The sequence below is a fragment of the Streptomyces sp. NPDC087787 genome (genome assembly GCF_044743035.1).
Classification (GTDB): domain Bacteria; phylum Actinomycetota; class Actinomycetes; order Streptomycetales; family Streptomycetaceae; genus Streptomyces.
In genome coordinates this window covers 1-16,309 of sequence record NZ_JBIUVQ010000014.1, presented here as the reverse complement: position 1 = coordinate 16,309, position 16,309 = coordinate 1, and the positions used below count along the sequence as shown (strand labels likewise).

16 protein-coding genes are annotated in these 16,309 nt (G+C 71.8%); all 16 read left to right on the top strand.

Annotation, left to right across the window (positions count from 1 at the left end; genetic code table 11):
• Nucleotides 1-196 precede the first annotated feature (196 nt).
• A complete protein-coding gene (locus ACIOWN_RS22210) occupies nucleotides 197-2,014 on the top strand; it encodes a DUF5941 domain-containing protein (RefSeq protein ID WP_401983167.1) in 1,818 nt (605 codons plus the stop codon).
• Entirely contained in the window at nucleotides 2,011-2,760 is a 750-nt protein-coding gene (locus tag ACIOWN_RS22205; RefSeq protein WP_401983166.1) for a sugar phosphate nucleotidyltransferase, read from the top strand. The genes ACIOWN_RS22210 and ACIOWN_RS22205 overlap by 4 nt, the downstream gene beginning before the upstream one ends.
• Nucleotides 2,748-3,809 carry an iron-containing alcohol dehydrogenase family protein gene (locus ACIOWN_RS22200; protein ID WP_362351453.1) on the top strand — a complete coding sequence of 354 codons (1,062 nt, stop codon included), beginning with the start codon at nucleotides 2,748-2,750 and terminating at the stop codon, nucleotides 3,807-3,809. Before ACIOWN_RS22205 ends, ACIOWN_RS22200 begins: the two co-directional genes overlap by 13 nt.
• The gene (locus ACIOWN_RS22195; RefSeq protein WP_362351456.1) at nucleotides 3,787-4,566 is read left to right on the top strand and encodes a CDP-alcohol phosphatidyltransferase family protein; all 780 of its coding nucleotides are present in this window, start codon (nucleotides 3,787-3,789) and stop codon (nucleotides 4,564-4,566) included. The genes ACIOWN_RS22200 and ACIOWN_RS22195 overlap by 23 nt, the downstream gene beginning before the upstream one ends.
• 53 nt (nucleotides 4,567-4,619) lie before the next feature.
• Nucleotides 4,620-5,465: a glycosyltransferase family 2 protein gene (locus ACIOWN_RS22190; RefSeq protein ID WP_401983259.1), complete on the top strand. Its 846-nt coding sequence runs from the start codon at nucleotides 4,620-4,622 to the stop codon at nucleotides 5,463-5,465.
• A gap of 102 nt (nucleotides 5,466-5,567) precedes the next feature.
• Nucleotides 5,568-6,497 (top strand): ABC transporter permease, encoded by a 930-nt coding sequence (locus tag ACIOWN_RS22185; RefSeq protein ID WP_362351461.1) that lies wholly within the window; start codon nucleotides 5,568-5,570, stop codon nucleotides 6,495-6,497.
• Complete coding sequence (locus tag ACIOWN_RS22180; protein ID WP_362351464.1) at nucleotides 6,490-7,299, top strand: ABC transporter ATP-binding protein; 810 nt, start codon at nucleotides 6,490-6,492, stop codon at nucleotides 7,297-7,299. The genes ACIOWN_RS22185 and ACIOWN_RS22180 overlap by 8 nt, the downstream gene beginning before the upstream one ends.
• A gap of 359 nt (nucleotides 7,300-7,658) precedes the next feature.
• Entirely contained in the window at nucleotides 7,659-8,555 is an 897-nt protein-coding gene (gene hpnC, locus ACIOWN_RS22175) for a squalene synthase HpnC (protein ID WP_362351467.1), read from the top strand.
• Nucleotides 8,552-9,499 (top strand): presqualene diphosphate synthase HpnD, encoded by a 948-nt coding sequence (gene hpnD, locus ACIOWN_RS22170; RefSeq protein WP_362351468.1) that lies wholly within the window; start codon nucleotides 8,552-8,554, stop codon nucleotides 9,497-9,499. The genes hpnC and hpnD overlap by 4 nt, the downstream gene beginning before the upstream one ends.
• Nucleotides 9,499-9,639: a DUF6380 family protein gene (locus tag ACIOWN_RS22165; RefSeq protein ID WP_362351471.1), complete on the top strand. Its 141-nt coding sequence runs from the start codon at nucleotides 9,499-9,501 to the stop codon at nucleotides 9,637-9,639. Before hpnD ends, ACIOWN_RS22165 begins: the two co-directional genes overlap by 1 nt.
• The gene (gene hpnE / locus ACIOWN_RS22160; RefSeq protein ID WP_362351474.1) at nucleotides 9,636-11,066 is read left to right on the top strand and encodes a hydroxysqualene dehydroxylase HpnE; all 1,431 of its coding nucleotides are present in this window, start codon (nucleotides 9,636-9,638) and stop codon (nucleotides 11,064-11,066) included. The genes ACIOWN_RS22165 and hpnE overlap by 4 nt, the downstream gene beginning before the upstream one ends.
• Before the next feature lie 71 nt (nucleotides 11,067-11,137).
• Complete coding sequence (locus ACIOWN_RS22155; RefSeq protein WP_362351522.1) at nucleotides 11,138-12,202, top strand: polyprenyl synthetase family protein; 1,065 nt, start codon at nucleotides 11,138-11,140, stop codon at nucleotides 12,200-12,202.
• Between the two features lie 119 nt (nucleotides 12,203-12,321).
• Complete coding sequence (gene shc / locus ACIOWN_RS22150) at nucleotides 12,322-14,361, top strand: squalene--hopene cyclase (protein ID WP_401983165.1); 2,040 nt, start codon at nucleotides 12,322-12,324, stop codon at nucleotides 14,359-14,361.
• Nucleotides 14,361-15,002, top strand: a complete 642-nt coding sequence (locus ACIOWN_RS22145) for a 1-hydroxy-2-methyl-2-butenyl 4-diphosphate reductase (protein ID WP_362351480.1) — start codon at nucleotides 14,361-14,363, stop codon at nucleotides 15,000-15,002. The genes shc and ACIOWN_RS22145 overlap by 1 nt, the downstream gene beginning before the upstream one ends.
• A 5-nt stretch (nucleotides 15,003-15,007) precedes the next feature.
• Nucleotides 15,008-16,030 (top strand): adenosyl-hopene transferase HpnH, encoded by a 1,023-nt coding sequence (gene hpnH / locus ACIOWN_RS22140; RefSeq protein ID WP_362351483.1) that lies wholly within the window; start codon nucleotides 15,008-15,010, stop codon nucleotides 16,028-16,030.
• A 4-nt stretch (nucleotides 16,031-16,034) separates the two neighbouring features.
• On the top strand, nucleotides 16,035-16,309 hold a 275-nt coding region (locus ACIOWN_RS22135; protein ID WP_401741802.1), incomplete at its 3' end, for a flavodoxin-dependent (E)-4-hydroxy-3-methylbut-2-enyl-diphosphate synthase.

Here is a 16,309-nt window from a genome sequence, read left to right as displayed (position 1 = left end):
CGGCCGGATCACCCATGATGATCGCGGCGCAGGCCGCCGCGGACCGGGCCGGTCGGGCCGGTGAACGGGCGGTGAACGAGGGCTTCCCGCCATCCGATAGCCTCTGCCGACATGCCGCCCGGGCGCCACAGGCAGGCGGCGCACCCATATGCACACGACCGGCGCGGAGACGTCGGCACCCAGGGAGTGAGTTCGGTTGTCGACCGCCATCCTGACCGGCCAGCCGGTCCCCGGATCGTCGATCGAAGGCGATCTGCGGTCCCTCGGATTCGACGTGCGGGTCGCCTCGGACGGCACCGACGCCGAGACACTGCTCGCCCAGGTGCCCGGTGACCAGCGGGTCGCCATCGTCGACGCCCGGTTCGTCGGCCATCTGCACGCGCTGCGCCTGGGCCTGACCGACCCCCGCTTCCCGCTCGCCGCCGTCCCCGGCGCGGTGACCGCCCGCCCGGCCGGCCGCCAGGCGCTGACCCGCGCGATGGCCCGCGAGAACTCCGACGGCGGGCACACCGCGGTCGCCGTCGCCGGCCTCGCCGACCGGATCTCCACCGCCCTGGACGCCGACGGCTGCGACGTGCACCGCCCCGCGCTCGGCAGTCTCGTCGCCGCCGTGCCCGAAGACCCCCAGACCCGCAACGAGGCGCGGCAGGCCGTCGCCTCCGTCGACGACGAGGCCGTCCGCCTGAAGTCGGCGGTCAAGGCCCGAGACGGCTTCTTCACCACCTTCTTCATCAGCCCGTACTCCCGCTACGTCGCCCGCTGGTGCGCGCGCCGCGGCCTGACCCCCAACCAGGTCACCACGGCCTCCCTGCTCACCGCGCTCGTAGCCGCGAGCTGCGCCGCCACCGGCACCCGCGCCGGCTTCGTCGCCGCCGGCGTGCTGCTGATCGCCTCGTTCGTGCTGGACGCCGCCGACGGCCAGCTGGCCCGCTACTCGCTCCAGTACTCCACCCTCGGCGCCTGGCTGGACGCCACCTTCGACCGGGCCAAGGAGTACGCCTACTACGCCGGCCTCGCGCTGGGCGCCGCCCGCGGCGGCGACGACGTCTGGGCCCTGGCCCTGGCCGCCATGGTGCTCCAGACCTGCCGGCACGTGGTCGACTTCTCCTTCAACGAGGCGAACGCCGGGGACACGGACGCCACCGTCAACGCCGGCCCCACCGCCGCCCTCTCCGACAGGCTCGACAACCTCGGCTGGACGGTCTGGCTGCGCCGGATGATCGTCCTGCCCATCGGCGAGCGCTGGGCGATGATCGCGGTCCTGACGGCGCTCACGACCCCGCGCATCACGTTCTACGTGCTGCTCGTCGGCTCCGCCCTGGCGGCGACGTACACCACGGCGGGCCGCGTCCTGCGGTCGGTGACGCGCAAGGCACGCCGCACCGACCGGGCCGCGCGGGCGCTGGCGGACCTCGCGGACAACGGGCCGATCGCGGACTTCGTGGCCAAGCTGCGTGATCCCAACGCACGCTGGTACCTGGACCACCCGCTGCTGCGCGCCCTGGTCGGCGTGGCCTTCCTCGCCGGGAGCCTGTACGACGGCGACCGCTGGATGCCTTTCATGGGCGCCTGCTTCTACGTCGTCTTCTCGGGACTGGCCCTCTCCCAGCCCCTCAAGGGCCCCCTCGACTGGCTCGTCCCCCCGCTGTTCCGCGTCGCCGAGTACGGCACCGTGCTGGTGCTGGCGGCACGAGCGGACGTGAACGGAGCACTTCCCGCGGCTTTCGGCCTGGTGGCGGCCGTCGCCTACCATCACTACGACACGGTGTACCGCATCCGCGGAAGCGCCGGAGCGCCGCCGGCCTGGCTGGTGCGCGCCCTCGGAGGACAGGAGGGGCGCACGCTGCTCGTCACCCTGCTGGCCGCGCTGCTCACCGCCTCGCAATTCCAGGTCGCGCTCACGGTCCTCGCCGTGGCCGTCGCCCTGGTGGTGCTCGTTGAGAGCATCCGTTTCTGGGTGGCCTCTCATCTGAGGGGCGCGCCCGCAGTACACGACGAAGGAGAACCCGCATGATCGGCCTCGTGCTGGCGGCCGGCGCCGGACGGCGCCTGCGCCCCTACACCGACACCCTGCCCAAGGCGCTGGTGCCGGTGGGGCCCGACGGCGCGGAGGACGGCCCCACGGTCCTGGACCTCACCCTCGGCAACTTCGCGGAGGTCGGCCTGACCGAGGCCGCGATCATCGTCGGCTACCGCAAGGAGGCCGTGTACGAGCGCAGGGCGGCCCTGGAGCGGAAGTACGGCCTGAAGCTCACTCTGATCGACAACGACAAGGCCGAGGAGTGGAACAACGCCTACTCCCTGTGGTGCGGCCGTGACGCCCTCAAGGACGGCGTGATCCTGGCCAACGGCGACACCGTGCACCCGGTCTCCGTCGAGAAGACCCTGCTCGCCGCCCGTGGCGACGGCAGGAAGATAATCCTCGCCCTGGACACGGTGAAGTCGCTGGCCGACGAGGAGATGAAGGTCGTCGCCGACGACCGGGGCGTGCGGCGGATCACCAAGCTCATGGACCCGGCCGAGGCCACCGGCGAGTACATCGGTGTCACCCTCATCGAGGGCGACGCCGCCCCCGAGCTGGCCGACGCCCTGAAGACCACCTTCGAGCGGGACCCGCAGCTGTACTACGAGGACGGCTACCAGGAGCTCGTCAACCGCGGCTTCACGATCGACGTGGCGCCGATCGGCGACGTCAAGTGGGTCGAGATCGACAACCACGACGACCTCGCCAAGGGCCGGGGGATCGCGTGCCTGTACTGAGCCGGCTCATCCCGTCGCCGGTGGTGGTGGAAATCCGCCGCGGCGCCCTCGACGACCTGGCGAGTGTGCTCGCCGACGAGCGCATCTCGCACTCCGGCAGGCTCGCCGTCGCCGTCAGCAACGGCTCCGGCGCCCGGCTGCGCGAGCGGATCGCCCCCTCGCTGCCCGGCGCCACCTGGTACGAGGTCGGCGGCGGCACCCTCGACGACGCGATCCGGCTGGCCGGCGAGATGAAGGCCGGCCGCTACGACGCGGTCGTGGGCCTGGGCGGCGGGAAGATCATCGACTGTGCCAAGTTCGCCGCGGCACGCGTCGGCCTGCCCCTGGTCGCCGTGCCCACGAACCTCTCGCACGACGGCCTGTGCTCCCCGGTCGCCACCCTCGACAACGACGCGGGCCGCGGCTCGTACGGTGTGCCGAACCCGATCGCCGTCCTCATCGACCTGGACGTGATCCGCGAGGCCCCGCCGCGTTTCGTGCGCTCCGGCATCGGAGACGCCGTTTCCAACATCTCCGCCGTCGCGGACTGGGAGCTGTCCCACCGCGTCACCGGGGAGAAGATCGACGGCCTGGCCGCGGCCATGGCCCGCCAGGCGGGCGAGGCGGTGCTGCGGCACCCGGGCGGCATCGGCGACAGCGACTTCCTCCAGGTGCTCGCCGAGGCCCTGGTCCTCACGGGGGTCGCCATGTCGATCTCGGGCGACTCGCGGCCCGCCTCCGGCGCCTGCCACGAGATCAACCACGGCTTCGACCTGCTGTTCCCGAAGCGGGCCGCGAGCCACGGGGAGCAGTGCGGGCTGGGCGCGGCCTTCGCGATGTACCTGCGCGGGGCCCACGAGGCGTCGGCCGGCATGGCCGAGGTGCTGCGCCGGCACGAGCTGCCGGTGCTGCCGAAGGACATCGGCTTCACGGTGGACGAGTTCGTCCGGGTCGTCGAGTTCGCCCCGGAGACCCGGCCCGGCCGCTACACGATCCTCGAACACCTCGACCTCAAGACCGAACAGATCAAGGACATCTACGCCGACTATGTCAAGGCCATCGGTAGCTGAACTGAGACCGGTCGTCCATCCGGCAGGGGTGAAGGACCGGCGCAGCGGAGAACACTGGGCGGGACGCCTCTACATGCGCGAGGTGTCCCTGCGGGTGGACCGCTACCTGGTGGGCACCAGGGTCACGCCCAACCAGCTCACGTACCTGATGACCGTCTTCGGCGTCCTCGCGGCCCCCGCCCTGCTGGTGCCGGGGATCGCGGGCGCCGTGCTCGGTGTGCTGATGGTCCAGCTGTACCTGCTGCTGGACTGCGTCGACGGCGAGATCGCCCGCTGGAAGCAGCAGTTCTCGCTGGGCGGGGTCTACCTGGACCGGGTCGGGGCCTATCTCACCGACGCCGCGGTCCTGGTCGGGCTCGGGCTGCGCGCCGCCGATCTGTGGGGGTCCGGGCGGATCGACTGGCTGTGGGCCTTCCTCGGGACCCTGGCCGCCCTCGGCGCGATCCTGATCAAGGCCGAGACCGACCTCGTCGGCGTCGCCCGCCACCAGGCCGGGCTGCCGCCGGTCAAGGAGAGCGCAGCCGAACCGCGTTCCTCCGGCATGGCGCTGGCCCGCCGGGCCGCCGCGGCCCTCAAGTTCCACCGCCTGATCCTCGGGATCGAGGCGTCCCTGCTGATCCTGGTCCTCGCCATCGCCGACGCGGTCAGGGGCGACCTGTTCTTCACCCGGCTCGGCACGGCCGTGCTCGCCGGCATCGCGCTGCTGCAGACCCTGCTGCACCTGGTGTCCGTCCTCGCCTCCAGCAGGCTGAGGTGAGCGGCGTGACGTCTTCGAACGCTCCGCTCAAGGTCGGCGCCGTCGTCATCACCATGGGCAACCGGCCCGAGGAACTGCGCGCCCTGCTCGACTCGGTCGCCAAGCAGGACGGCGACCGTGTCGAGGTGGTGGTCGTCGGCAACGGCTCGCCCGTCCCGGACCTCCCCGAGGGCGTCCGGACCATCGAGCTGGAGGAGAACCTCGGCATCCCCGGCGGCCGCAACGTCGGCATCGAGGCCTTCGGCCCGGCCGGCGCAGACGTCGACATCCTGCTCTTCCTCGACGACGACGGCCTGCTCGCCCGGAGCGACACCGCCGAGCTGTGCCGCCGGGCCTTCGCCGACGACGACCGGCTCGGCATCGTCAGCTTCCGCATCGCCGACCCCGACACCGGTGTCACCCAGCGCCGCCATGTGCCGCGGCTGCGCGCCTCCGACCCGATGCGCTCCTCCCGGGTGACCACCTTCCTCGGCGGCGCCAACGCCGTACGCACCCGGGTCTTCGCGGAAGTCGGCGGCCTGCCGGACGAGTTCTTCTACGCCCACGAGGAAACCGACCTGGCATGGCGGGCCCTCGACGCGGGCTGGATGATCGACTACCGGTCCGACATGGTGCTGTACCACCCGACGACCGCGCCGTCGCGGCACGCGGTGTACCACCGCATGGTGGCCCGCAACCGGGTGTGGCTGGCCCGCCGCAACCTCCCGGTGCCGCTCGTCCCGGTCTATCTGGGGGTCTGGCTGCTGCTCACCCTCGCCCGCCGCCCCTCGCGTCCGGCCCTGAAGGCCTGGTTGGGCGGTTTCCGGGAGGGCTGGGCCACACCCTGCGGTCCGCGGCGGCCCATGAAGTGGCGTACGGTGTGGCGACTCACCCGGCTGGGCCGGCCGCCGGTCATCTGACAAGCTCGTTCCCGCGGGTACCCGGGCCCCTCCCGGCCGCTGCTTCAGCCACGCCCGTACATCCGCACTGGCAGCGCATTTCGAAGACGAAAGTTTCCACTTGTGAGTGAGACAACGCATGACGGCGGCGTCGCCCTCGGCGCGGCTCCGTCGCCCGACGAGGGCCTCACCGCGGCCCAGCTTGCCGACAAGTACGGGCTGTCCGTCAGCGGCGCCCGGCCCTCGCTGAGGGAGTACGTCCGGCAGCTCTGGGGGCGGCGCCACTTCATCCTGGCCTTCTCCCGGGCGAAGCTGACCGCCCAGTACAGCCAGGCCAAGCTCGGCCAGCTCTGGCAGGTGGCGACACCGCTGCTGAACGCCGCCGTCTACTACTTCATCTTCGGCGTCCTCATCCACGCCACCCGGGGACTCGACCGGCACACGTACATCCCGTTCCTGGTGACCGGGGTGTTCGTGTTCACCTTCACCCAGACCTCGGTCATGGCCGGCGTGCGCGCCATCTCCGGCAACCTCGGGCTGGTGCGCGCGCTGCACTTCCCGCGCGCCTCCCTGCCGATCTCGTTCGCGCTCCAGCAGCTCCAGCAACTGCTGTACTCGATGATCGTGCTGTTCATCGTGGTCATCGCCTTCGGCAGCTACCCGGCCCTGTCCTGGCTGCTGATCGTGCCGGCGCTGGCGCTGCAGGTCCTGTTCAACACCGGCCTTGCGCTGATCATGGCCCGGCTGGGAGCCAAGACCCCCGACCTCGCCCAGCTCATGCCGTTCGTCACGCGGACCTGGATGTACGCGTCGGGCGTGATGTTCTCCCTCAGCGGCATGCTCGCGGGGAAGCCCGAGTGGGTCATCCGGCTGATGCAGGTCAACCCCGCCGCCATCTACATGGATCTGATCCGCTTCGCGCTGATCGACGGCTACGACTCCTCGCACCTGCCGCCGCACGTCTGGGCCGGCGCCCTCGGCTGGGCGGTGCTCGTCTTCGTCGGCGGCTTCGTGTACTTCTGGAAGGCTGAGGAGAGGTACGGCCGTGGCTGACCGGGACCACCACCATGACACGCGTGACGACGGGCCGCGGGTGCCCACCGTGATCGCGGACGAGCTGCACATCGTCTACCGCGTCAACGGCACCAGGACCGGCAAGGGCAGTGCCACCGCCGCACTCAGCCGCATCCTCAGGCGGGGCTCCGACGACGAGGCGCGGGGCGTGCGCAAGGTGCACGCCGTCAGGGGCGTCTCCTTCGTCGCCCACCGCGGCGAGGCGATCGGCCTGATCGGCTCCAACGGCTCCGGCAAGTCCACGCTGCTGCGTGCCATCGCCGGACTGCTGCCCGCCGAGAAGGGCCGGGTCTACACCGACGGCCAGCCCTCGCTGCTCGGTGTGAACGCGGCGCTGATGAACGACCTCACGGGCGAGCGCAACGTCATCCTGGGCGGGCTCGCCATGGGCATGTCGCACGAGCAGATCAGGGAGCGCTACGAGGGGATCGTCGACTTCTCCGGCATCAACGAGAAGGGCGACTTCATCACGCTCCCGATGCGCACCTACTCCTCCGGCATGGCCGCCCGGCTCCGCTTCTCCATCGCCGCCGCCAAGGACCACGACGTCCTCATGATCGACGAGGCCCTGGCCACCGGCGACCGCAAGTTCCAGAAGCGCTCCGAGGCGCGCATCCGGGAACTGCGCAAGGAGGCCGGCACCGTCTTCCTGGTCAGCCACAACAACAAGTCGATCCGCGACACCTGCGACCGGGTGCTGTGGCTGGAGCGCGGAGAACTGCGCATGGACGGCCCCACCGACGAGGTGCTCAAGGAGTACGAGAAGTTCACGGGCAAGTAGCCCGCAGGCGCCAGGGCCCCGCCGGAACGTGTCCGGCGGGGCTCCCGTCCGCAAAGGATGTGTCAACTCGCGCCGTCCTGAGGAATCTTGACGGCAATCGGTGTGTTGTTGTGATGTGCGGACACCCCCCGCGCGGCTCGCTGCGTTGTACAACGTAAGCTGTACCGGTCCCGGAAAGCGGCAAGTGGGGAGATAATGCGCGACACCCTCCGCCGACGCCGCCGGGCGGACGGCCGGGCGGCGTGTCCGAAATAGTGTGTGTTGGGTCGGCAGTGTAGAACGGGAGATGTGACGGCAATGGCTACGGAAACTCCCCAGCTCAACGCAGCAGGTGCCGCCACCGTGCCGGGCAGTGGACGATGACGTGGACACCGACGGCGCGCGACCACGAGCGCGCCACTCTCGACAAGGCCGCGGGTGAGAACTTCCCCGTGGCACCGTTCTTCCTGCCCAGAGCCTGGCGTGCCGACCTGATGGCCGTCTACGGCTTCGCCCGCCTCGTCGACGACATCGGCGACGGCGACCTGGCCCCCGGCGGCGCGGACGCCCGGCTGCTCGGCGTGTCGCCCGACGAGGCCGAGGACCGCCTGGTCCTCCTCGACGCCTTCGAGGCCGATCTGCGCCGGGTCTTCGACGGCACCCCGCGCCATCCCCTGCTGCGCCGGCTCCAGCCCACCGTCCGCCGCCGCTCGCTGACCCCCGAGCCGTTCCTCGGTCTGATCGCCGCCAACCGCCAGGACCAAATCGTCACCCGGTACGAGACCTACGACGACCTCCTCGCCTACTGCGAACTGTCCGCCAACCCCGTGGGCCGCCTCGTCCTCGCCGTCACCGGCACCTCGACCCCCGAGCGGATCCGCCGCTCCGACGCCGTCTGCACCGCCCTCCAGATCGTCGAGCACCTCCAGGATGTCCGGGAGGACCTCGGACGGGACCGCATCTATCTGCCCGCCGCCGACATGAAACGTTTCCACGTGCAGGAGTCCGATCTCGCCGCGGCCTCCGCGGGCGCGTCGTTGCGCGCACTGGTCGCGTACGAGGCGGAACGCGCCCGCGGTCTGCTGAATGAAGGCGCCCCCCTGGTGGGTAGCGTCCACGGCAGGCTGAAGCTGCTGCTCGCGGGGTTCGTGGCGGGGGGAAGGGCGGCGATCCAGGCGATCGCCGCCGCCGAATACGACGTACTTCCCGGCCCACCCAAGCCCGGGAGGACCCGGTTGCTGCGCGAGGTGGGCGTGACTCTGCGAGGAGAGGGGTGATCCGGGCCGTGGAGTCGGAACACGTGTCCGCGCCGGTGCTCGCCGCCTACAGCTACTGCGAGGCGGTCACAGGGCAGCAGGCCCGCAACTTCGCCTACGGCATCAGACTGCTGCCGTCGGCCAAGCGGCGGGCGATGTCGGCGTTGTACGCGTTCTCCCGGCGCGTCGACGACATCGGCGACGGAGCGCTGCCCGACGACGTGAAGATCACCCGTCTGGAGGACACGCGGGCGCTGCTCGGCCGGGTCCGCGACGGCGCCGTCGAGGACGACGACACCGACCCCGTGGCCGTCGCCCTCGCCCATGCCGCCCGGGTCTTCCCGATCCCGCTCGGCGGCCTGGACGAACTCATCGACGGCGTCCTGAAGGACGTCCGCGGCGAGAGCTACGAGACCTGGGAGGACCTGAAGGTCTACTGCCGCTGCGTGGCCGGGGCCATCGGACGCCTCTCCCTCGGCGTGTTCGGCACCGAACCGGGCGCGCGCGGCGCCGAACGCGCCTCCGAGTACGCCGACACGCTGGGGCTCGCGCTGCAACTGACCAACATCCTCAGAGACGTCCGCGAGGACGCCGAGGGCGGCCGCACCTACCTGCCCGCCGACGACCTCGCCAAGTTCGGCTGCTCGGCCGGGTTCAACGGCCCGACGCCGCCGGAGGGCTCCGACTTCGCGGGCCTGGTGCACTTCGAGGTGCGACGGGCCCGCGCCCTGTTCGCCGAGGGCTACCGGCTGCTGCCCCTGCTGGACCGGCGCAGCGGCGCCTGCGTCGCCGCCATGGCCGGCATCTACCGCCGCCTGCTCGACCGCATCGAGCGCGAGCCGGAGGCCGTGCTGCGCGGCCGGGTCTCGCTGCCCGGACACGAGAAGGCGTACGTCGCCGTGCGCGGCCTGTCGGGCCTCGACGCGCGGTACGTGTCCCGGCAGACCGTCAGGAGGCGTGCCTGATGGCGAAGTCACCGCACGGTGGGGCCACCGGTGAGAAGAAGCGGGCAACCCTCGGGTGCCGGGCGGCGTCCCTGACGGCAACGGTCGCCCGCGAGGTCCCCGCCCATCGCGGCGGACGCACAGGGGAGGGCGCACGATGACCGACGGCACACGGCGCGACGGACCGCTCGACGACGTCACGGGACCGGCCGGACGGCACGCCGTCGTGGTCGGCGGCGGCCTGGCCGGCCTCACCTCCGCGCTCGCGCTCGCCGACGCCGGAATGCGCGTCACGCTCCTCGAGGGCAGACCCCGCCTGGGCGGGCTCGCCTTCTCCTTCCAGCGCGGCGACCTCACCATCGACAACGGGCAGCACGTGTACCTGCGCTGCTGCACCGCCTACCGCTGGTTCCTCGACCGGATCGGCGGCGCCGAGCTCGCCCCGCTGCAGGACCGCCTCGAGGTGCCCGTCGTCGACGTGGCGCGACCCGAGGGCCGGCGGCTGGGCACGCTGCGGCGCGACGCGCTGCCCGTGCCCCTGCACCTGGGGCGCAGCCTCGCCACCTACCCGCACCTCTCGCTCGCCGAGCGGGCCCGGGTGGGCCGCGCCGCGCTCGCGCTCAAGGGCCTCGACCTGTCCGACCCGACCCTGGACGCACAGAACTTCGGCACCTGGCTGGCCGAGCACGGCCAGTCGGCGCGCGCCGTGGAGGCGCTGTGGGACCTGGTCGGGGTCGCCACCCTCAACGCGGTCGCCGGCGACGCCTCGCTCGGGCTCGCCGCGATGGTGTTCAAGACCGGACTGCTGTCCGACCCGGGAGCGGCCGACATCGGCTGGGCCCGCGTCCCGCTGGGCGAACTGCACGACCGGCTGGCTCGCAGGGCGCTCGACTCCGCGGGCGTGCGTACCGAGGTCCGAACACGCGTCACCTCCGTCTCCCTCGACGCGGACGGGAGCTGGAACGTTCAGGTTCCCGGTGAGAACCTGCTCGCCGACGCGGTCGTCCTCGCCGTACCGCAGCGCGAGGCCCACGGCCTGCTGCCGTCCGGCGCCCTGGACGCGCCGGACCGGCTGCTCAGGATCGGCACCGCGCCGATCCTCAACGCCCACGTCGTCTACGACCGCACGGTGCTCAACGCGCCCTTCTTCGCGGCCATCGGCACCCCCGTGCAGTGGGTCTTCGACCGCACCGAGGCGGCCGGCCTGAAGCACGGTCAGTACCTCGCGGTGTCCCAGTCGGTGGCGCAGGACGAGATCGACGCGCCGGTCGCCGTGCTGCGCGAGCGCTATCTGCCCGAACTGAGGCGGCTGCTGCCCCGCGCCCGCCGGGCCGAGGTGAAGGACTTCTTCGTGACCCGGGAGCGCACGGCGACGTTCGCCCCGGCCCCCGGCGTCGGACGGCTGCGGCCCGGCGCCCGTACCAAGGCACCCGGCCTGTACCTGGCCGGAGCGTGGACCGCCACAGGGTGGCCCGCGACCATGGAGAGTGCGGTCCGCAGCGGTGTGAAGGCGGCCGAGGCCGCGCTGAGCGCCCTGGGCCGGCCCCGCCCGAGCCGTCTCTTCGCCATCGAGGAGGCGGCGGCATGACGTTCGATCAGCAGCCCGTGGCAGGCCCCCGCACCTCCGGCACCGCAACAAGAGGAGAGACTGTGCCCACTGTGCCCCCGGCCTCGACGGCCGCTCGGAGGACCGCGGTGGACGTGACCGCGCTGTTGGAGCGCGGCCGGACCCTGGCCACGCCGGTACTGCGGGCGGCCGTCGACCGCCTGGCGCCCCCCATGGACACTGTCGCCGCCTACCACTTCGGCTGGATCGACGCTCAGGGCAACCCGGCGGCCGGGGACGGCGGCAAGGCCGTGCGCCCGGCGCTGGCCGTGCTCTCCGCCGAGGTCGCCGGGGCCGCGCCCGAGGCCGGTGTGCCCGGCGCGGTCGCCGTGGAGCTCGTCCACAACTTCTCCCTGCTGCACGACGACCTGATGGACGGCGACGAACAGCGCCGCCACCGCGACACGGTCTGGAAGGTGCACGGCCCCGCCCAGGCCATCCTGGTCGGCGACGCCCTGTTCGCGCTGGCCAACGAGGTGCTCCTCGAACCGGGCACCGCCGAGGCCGGGCGCGCCGCCCGCCGCCTGACCAGCGCCACCCTCGCCCTGATCGACGGTCAGGCGCAGGACATCTCCTACGAGCACCGAGACCGGGTCAGCGTCGCCGAGTGCCTGGAGATGGAGGGCAACAAGACCGGCGCCCTGCTCGCCTGCGCCTCCTCCGTCGGCGCGGTCCTCGGCGGCGCGGACGACCGCACCGCCGACACCCTGGAGACGTACGGGTACCACCTCGGCCTGGCCTTCCAGGCCGTCGACGACCTCCTCGGCATCTGGGGCGACCCGGGGGCCACCGGCAAGCAGACCTGGAGCGATCTGCGCCAGCGCAAGAAGTCCCTGCCGGTCGTCGCCGCGCTCGCGGCGGGCGGCCCGGCCTCCGAGCGGCTCGGCGAGATCCTCGCCGCCGACGCCAAGAGCAGCGACTTCGCGAACTTCTCCGAGGAGGAGTTCGCGGCCCGCGCCGCCCTCATCGAGGAGGCGGGCGGCCGGGAGTGGACGGCCGAGGAGGCGCGCCGTCAGCACACCATCGCCATCGAAGCCCTCGACGCCGTCGACATGCCCGAGCGGGTACGGGCCGCGTTCACGGCGCTCGCCGACTTCGTCGTCGTACGAGAGAGATGATCACTATCGGTCGAACCAGCCTCGCGTAGTCGCCGGCCGGTGCTGCAAGGTGGTTTCAGGCACCGGCCGACGGCGGACCCACAGCAGCACGACTTGCACGACTGCACGAAGGGGAAGCCATGACAGCGACGACCGACGGAAGCACCGGGGCGACACTGCCGACCCGTGCTGCCGCGGCCAGTGAAACCGTACTCAGCACCCCCGAGGCGGCCGGGGTACAAGAAGCCGCCGCGGCCGCCGTCCGGCGGGCCACCGACTTCCTGCTCGCCCAGCAGGACGCCGAGGGCTGGTGGAAGGGCGACCTCGAGACGAACGTCACCATGGACGCCGAGGACCTGCTCCTGCGCCAGTTCCTGGGCATCCTGGAGGAGGACACCACCCGGGCCGCCGCGCTGTTCATCCGCGGGGAGCAGCGCGAGGACGGCACCTGGGCCACCTTCTACGGCGGCCCGGGCGAACTCTCCACCACCATCGAGGCCTACGTCGCCCTCCGGCTGGCCGGCGACACGCCGGACGAACCCCACATGGCCCGGGCCTCCGCCTGGGTGCGCGAGCAGGGCGGCATCGCGGCCTCCCGTGTCTTCACCCGGATCTGGCTCGCCCTGTTCGGCTGGTGGAAGTGGGAGGACCTGCCGGAACTGCCTCCCGAGCTGATCTGGTTCCCCAAGTGGTTCCCGCTCAACATCTACAACTTCGGGTGCTGGGCGCGGCAGACGATCGTGCCCCTGACCGTCGTCTCGGCCAAACGCCCGGTGCGTCCGGCCCCGTTCCCGCTCGACGAACTGCACACCGACCCCGGCAGCCCCCGGCCGCCGCGGCCGCTCGCCCCGGCGCGCACCTGGGACGGACTGTTCCAGCGGCTCGACATGGTCGTGCGCGGCTACCGCGGCGTCGCCGTGCGCAAGGTGCGCGAGGCCGCCATGAACTCGGCCGCCCGCTGGATCATCGAGCGGCAGGAGAACGACGGCTGCTGGGGCGGCATCCAGCCGCCGGCCGTGTACTCGGTCATCGCCCTGTACCTGCTCGGCTACGACCTCGAACATCCGGTGATGCGGGCGGGCCTGAAGTCTCTGGACCGCTACGCCGTGTGGCGCGAGGACGGCGCCCGCATGATCGAGGCCTGCCAGTCGCCGGTGTGGGACACCTGCCTGGCCACCATCGCCCTCGCCGACGCCGGACTGCCCGCCGACCACCCGCAGTTGGTCAAGGCCGCCGACTGGATGCTGGGCGAGCAGATCGTCCGCCCCGGCGACTGGTCGGTGCGCCGTCCCGGACTGCCGCCCGGCGGCTGGGCGTTCGAGTTCCACAACGACAACTACCCGGACATCGACGACACCGCCGAGGTCGTCCTCGCCCTGCGCCGGGTCAGGCACCACGATCCGGAGCGGCTGGACAAGGCCATCGGGCGCGGGGTGCGCTGGAACCTCGGGATGCAGTCGAAGGACGGCGCCTGGGGAGCCTTCGACGCCGACAACACCAGCCTGTTCCCCAACCGGCTGCCGTTCTGCGACTTCGGCGAGGTGATCGACCCGCCCTCGGCGGACGTCACCGCGCACGTCGTGGAGATGCTCGCCGCCGAGGGCCTGACCCACGATCCGCGCACCCGGCGCGGCATCGAATGGCTGCTGGCCGAACAGGAGCCGGACGGCTCGTGGTTCGGCCGCTGGGGCGTCAACTACCTCTACGGCACCGGGTCGGTCGTGCCCGCGCTGACCGCCGCGGGCCTGCCCGGCTCCCATCCGGCCGTCCGCCGCGCGGTGAGCTGGCTGGAGAGCGTGCAGAACGACGACGGCGGCTGGGGCGAGGACCTGCGCTCCTACAAGGACGTCGGGGAGTGGAGAGGCAGGGGCGCCTCCACCGCCTCGCAGACCGCCTGGGCCCTGATGGCCCTGCTGGCCGCGGGGGAGCAGGACTCCAAGGCCGTCGAGCGCGGCGTCGAGTGGCTCGCGGCCACCCAGCAGGAGGACGGCTCCTGGGACGAGCCGTACTTCACCGGCACCGGCTTCCCCTGGGACTTCTCCATCAACTACCACCTGTACCGGCAGGTCTTCCCGCTCACCGCGCTCGGCCGGTATGTGCACGGCGAGCCCCTCACCGGCCGGCGACGCCCCGCCGGTGCCCTCGCCGGCCGGCCCGGCGCCGAGGCCAAGGGGAGCTGATGCGCACACGGCCCGGACCGGCCCCGCTGCTGATCGCCTGCGCGCTCGGCATCGAGCGTCTCGCCCTGCGCGCCGGCGACCGCGGCGGAGCCGGCGGGCCGGTCACCGTCCTGCGGACGGGCATGGGGCCCAAGGCGGCGGAACGCTCCGTCACCCGGGTCCTCGCCGGCCCCCCGCTGGACCGGGCCGCGGTGCTCGCCACCGGCTTCTGCGCGGGGCTCGCCCCGGGCATGCACCCCGGCGACCTCGTCGTCGCCGAGGAGACCCGGGACCCGCACGGCACCGTCCCCTGTGTGGGCACCGAACTGCTCGTCAAGGAACTCACCCGCACCCTGCCCGGGCGCACCGTGCACACCGGGCCGCTCACCGGCTCCGATCACGTCGTGCGCGGCCCCGAGCGGTCCGATCTGCGCGCCACCGGCGCGATCGCTGTCGACATGGAGTCGGCGGCCACGCTTCTGAGCGCCGTGCGCACGGGCGTGCGCCCCGTTGCGGCCGTGCGGGTGGTCGTGGACGCTCCAGAACATGAACTCGTCCGTATCGGTACGGTGCGCGGTGGAATATCAGCCTTCCGTGTTCTTCGTTCCGTCCTGCCGACTTTTTTCGAATGGCACCGTAATGTGCTGCTCCCCCGGAGGTGAGCCAGATGGCCATGCCGCTGCGCCAGTCCGTCAAAGTCGCCACATACCTGGCCGAACAGAAGCTGCGCAAGCGGGACAAGTTCCCGCTGATCGTCGAACTCGAACCGCTTTTCGCCTGCAACCTCAAGTGCGAGGGCTGCGGCAAGATCCAGCATCCGGCCGGAGTGCTCAAGCAGCGCATGCCCGTCGCCCAGGCGGTGGGAGCGGTACTGGAGTCCGGTGCGCCGATGGTGTCCATCGCGGGCGGTGAGCCCCTGATGCACCCGCAGATCGACGAGATCGTCCGGCAGCTGGTGGCCAAGCGCAAGTACGTCTTCCTGTGCACCAACGCGCTGCTGATGCGCAAGAAGATGGACAAGTTCAAGCCGTCCCCCTACTTCGCCTTCGCGGTGCACATCGACGGCCTGCGCGATCGGCACGACGAGTCGGTGGCGAAGGAGGGCGTGTTCGACGAGGCGGTGGAGGCCATCAAGGAGGCCAAGCGGCGCGGCTTCCGGGTGACCACCAACTCCACGTTCTTCAACACCGACACCCCGCAGACCGTCGTCGAGGTGCTCAACTTCCTCAACGACGACCTCAAGGTCGACGAGATGATGATCTCACCGGCCTACGCCTACGAGAAGGCGCCCGACCAGGAGCACTTCCTGGGCGTGGAGCAGACCCGTGAGCTGTTCAGGAAGGCCTTCGCGGGCGGAAACAGGGGCCGCTGGCGGCTGAACCACTCCCCGCTGTTCCTCGACTTCCTCGAGGGCAAGGTCGACTTCCCGTGCACCGCCTGGGCGATCCCGAACTACTCCCTCTTCGGCTGGCAGCGCCCCTGCTACCTGATGAGCGACGGGTACGTGCCGACGTACCGGGAGCTCATCGAGGACACCGACTGGGACAAGTACGGCCGGGGCAAGGACCCGCGCTGCGCCAACTGCATGGCGCACTGCGGCTACGAACCCACGGCCGTGCTGGCCACCATGGGATCGCTGAAGGAGTCCCTGCGCGCCATGCGCGAGACCATCTCCGGGAACCGGGACTGACGGCATGGCCGCCATTCCTCTGGGCGTCCCCGAGGTACCGGCCCGGCCGATCGGCGAGCGGCGAGTGTCGCGGCGGATCGACGTCGGGCCGGTGGCGGTCGGGGGCGGGGCGCCGGTGTCGGTGCAGTCGATGACGACGACGCGTACGTCGGACATCGGTGCGACGTTGCAGCAGATCGCGGAACTGACGGCGTCGGGGTGCCAGATCGTGCGGGTGGCGTGTCCGACGCAGGACGACGCGGACGCGTTGGCGACGATCGCGCGGAAGTCGCAGATCCC

Excerpts from the sequence above, each read along its gene's own strand:
- hpnE (WP_362351474.1), top strand. The coding sequence starts at position 9,636 with ATGACCGACGGCACACGGCGCGACGGACCGCTCGACGACGTCACGGGA.
- hpnC (WP_362351467.1), top strand. The coding sequence starts at position 7,659 with ATGACGTGGACACCGACGGCGCGCGACCACGAGCGCGCCACTCTCGAC.
- hpnH (WP_362351483.1), top strand. The coding sequence starts at position 15,008 with ATGGCCATGCCGCTGCGCCAGTCCGTCAAAGTCGCCACATACCTGGCC.
- ACIOWN_RS22165 (WP_362351471.1), top strand. The coding sequence starts at position 9,499 with ATGGCGAAGTCACCGCACGGTGGGGCCACCGGTGAGAAGAAGCGGGCA.
- ACIOWN_RS22190 (WP_401983259.1), top strand. The coding sequence starts at position 4,620 with ATGGGCAACCGGCCCGAGGAACTGCGCGCCCTGCTCGACTCGGTCGCC.
- ACIOWN_RS22205 (WP_401983166.1), top strand. The coding sequence starts at position 2,011 with ATGATCGGCCTCGTGCTGGCGGCCGGCGCCGGACGGCGCCTGCGCCCC.
- ACIOWN_RS22195 (WP_362351456.1), top strand. The coding sequence starts at position 3,787 with ATGTCAAGGCCATCGGTAGCTGAACTGAGACCGGTCGTCCATCCGGCA.
- ACIOWN_RS22145 (WP_362351480.1), top strand. The coding sequence starts at position 14,361 with ATGCGCACACGGCCCGGACCGGCCCCGCTGCTGATCGCCTGCGCGCTC.
- shc (WP_401983165.1), top strand. The coding sequence starts at position 12,322 with ATGACAGCGACGACCGACGGAAGCACCGGGGCGACACTGCCGACCCGT.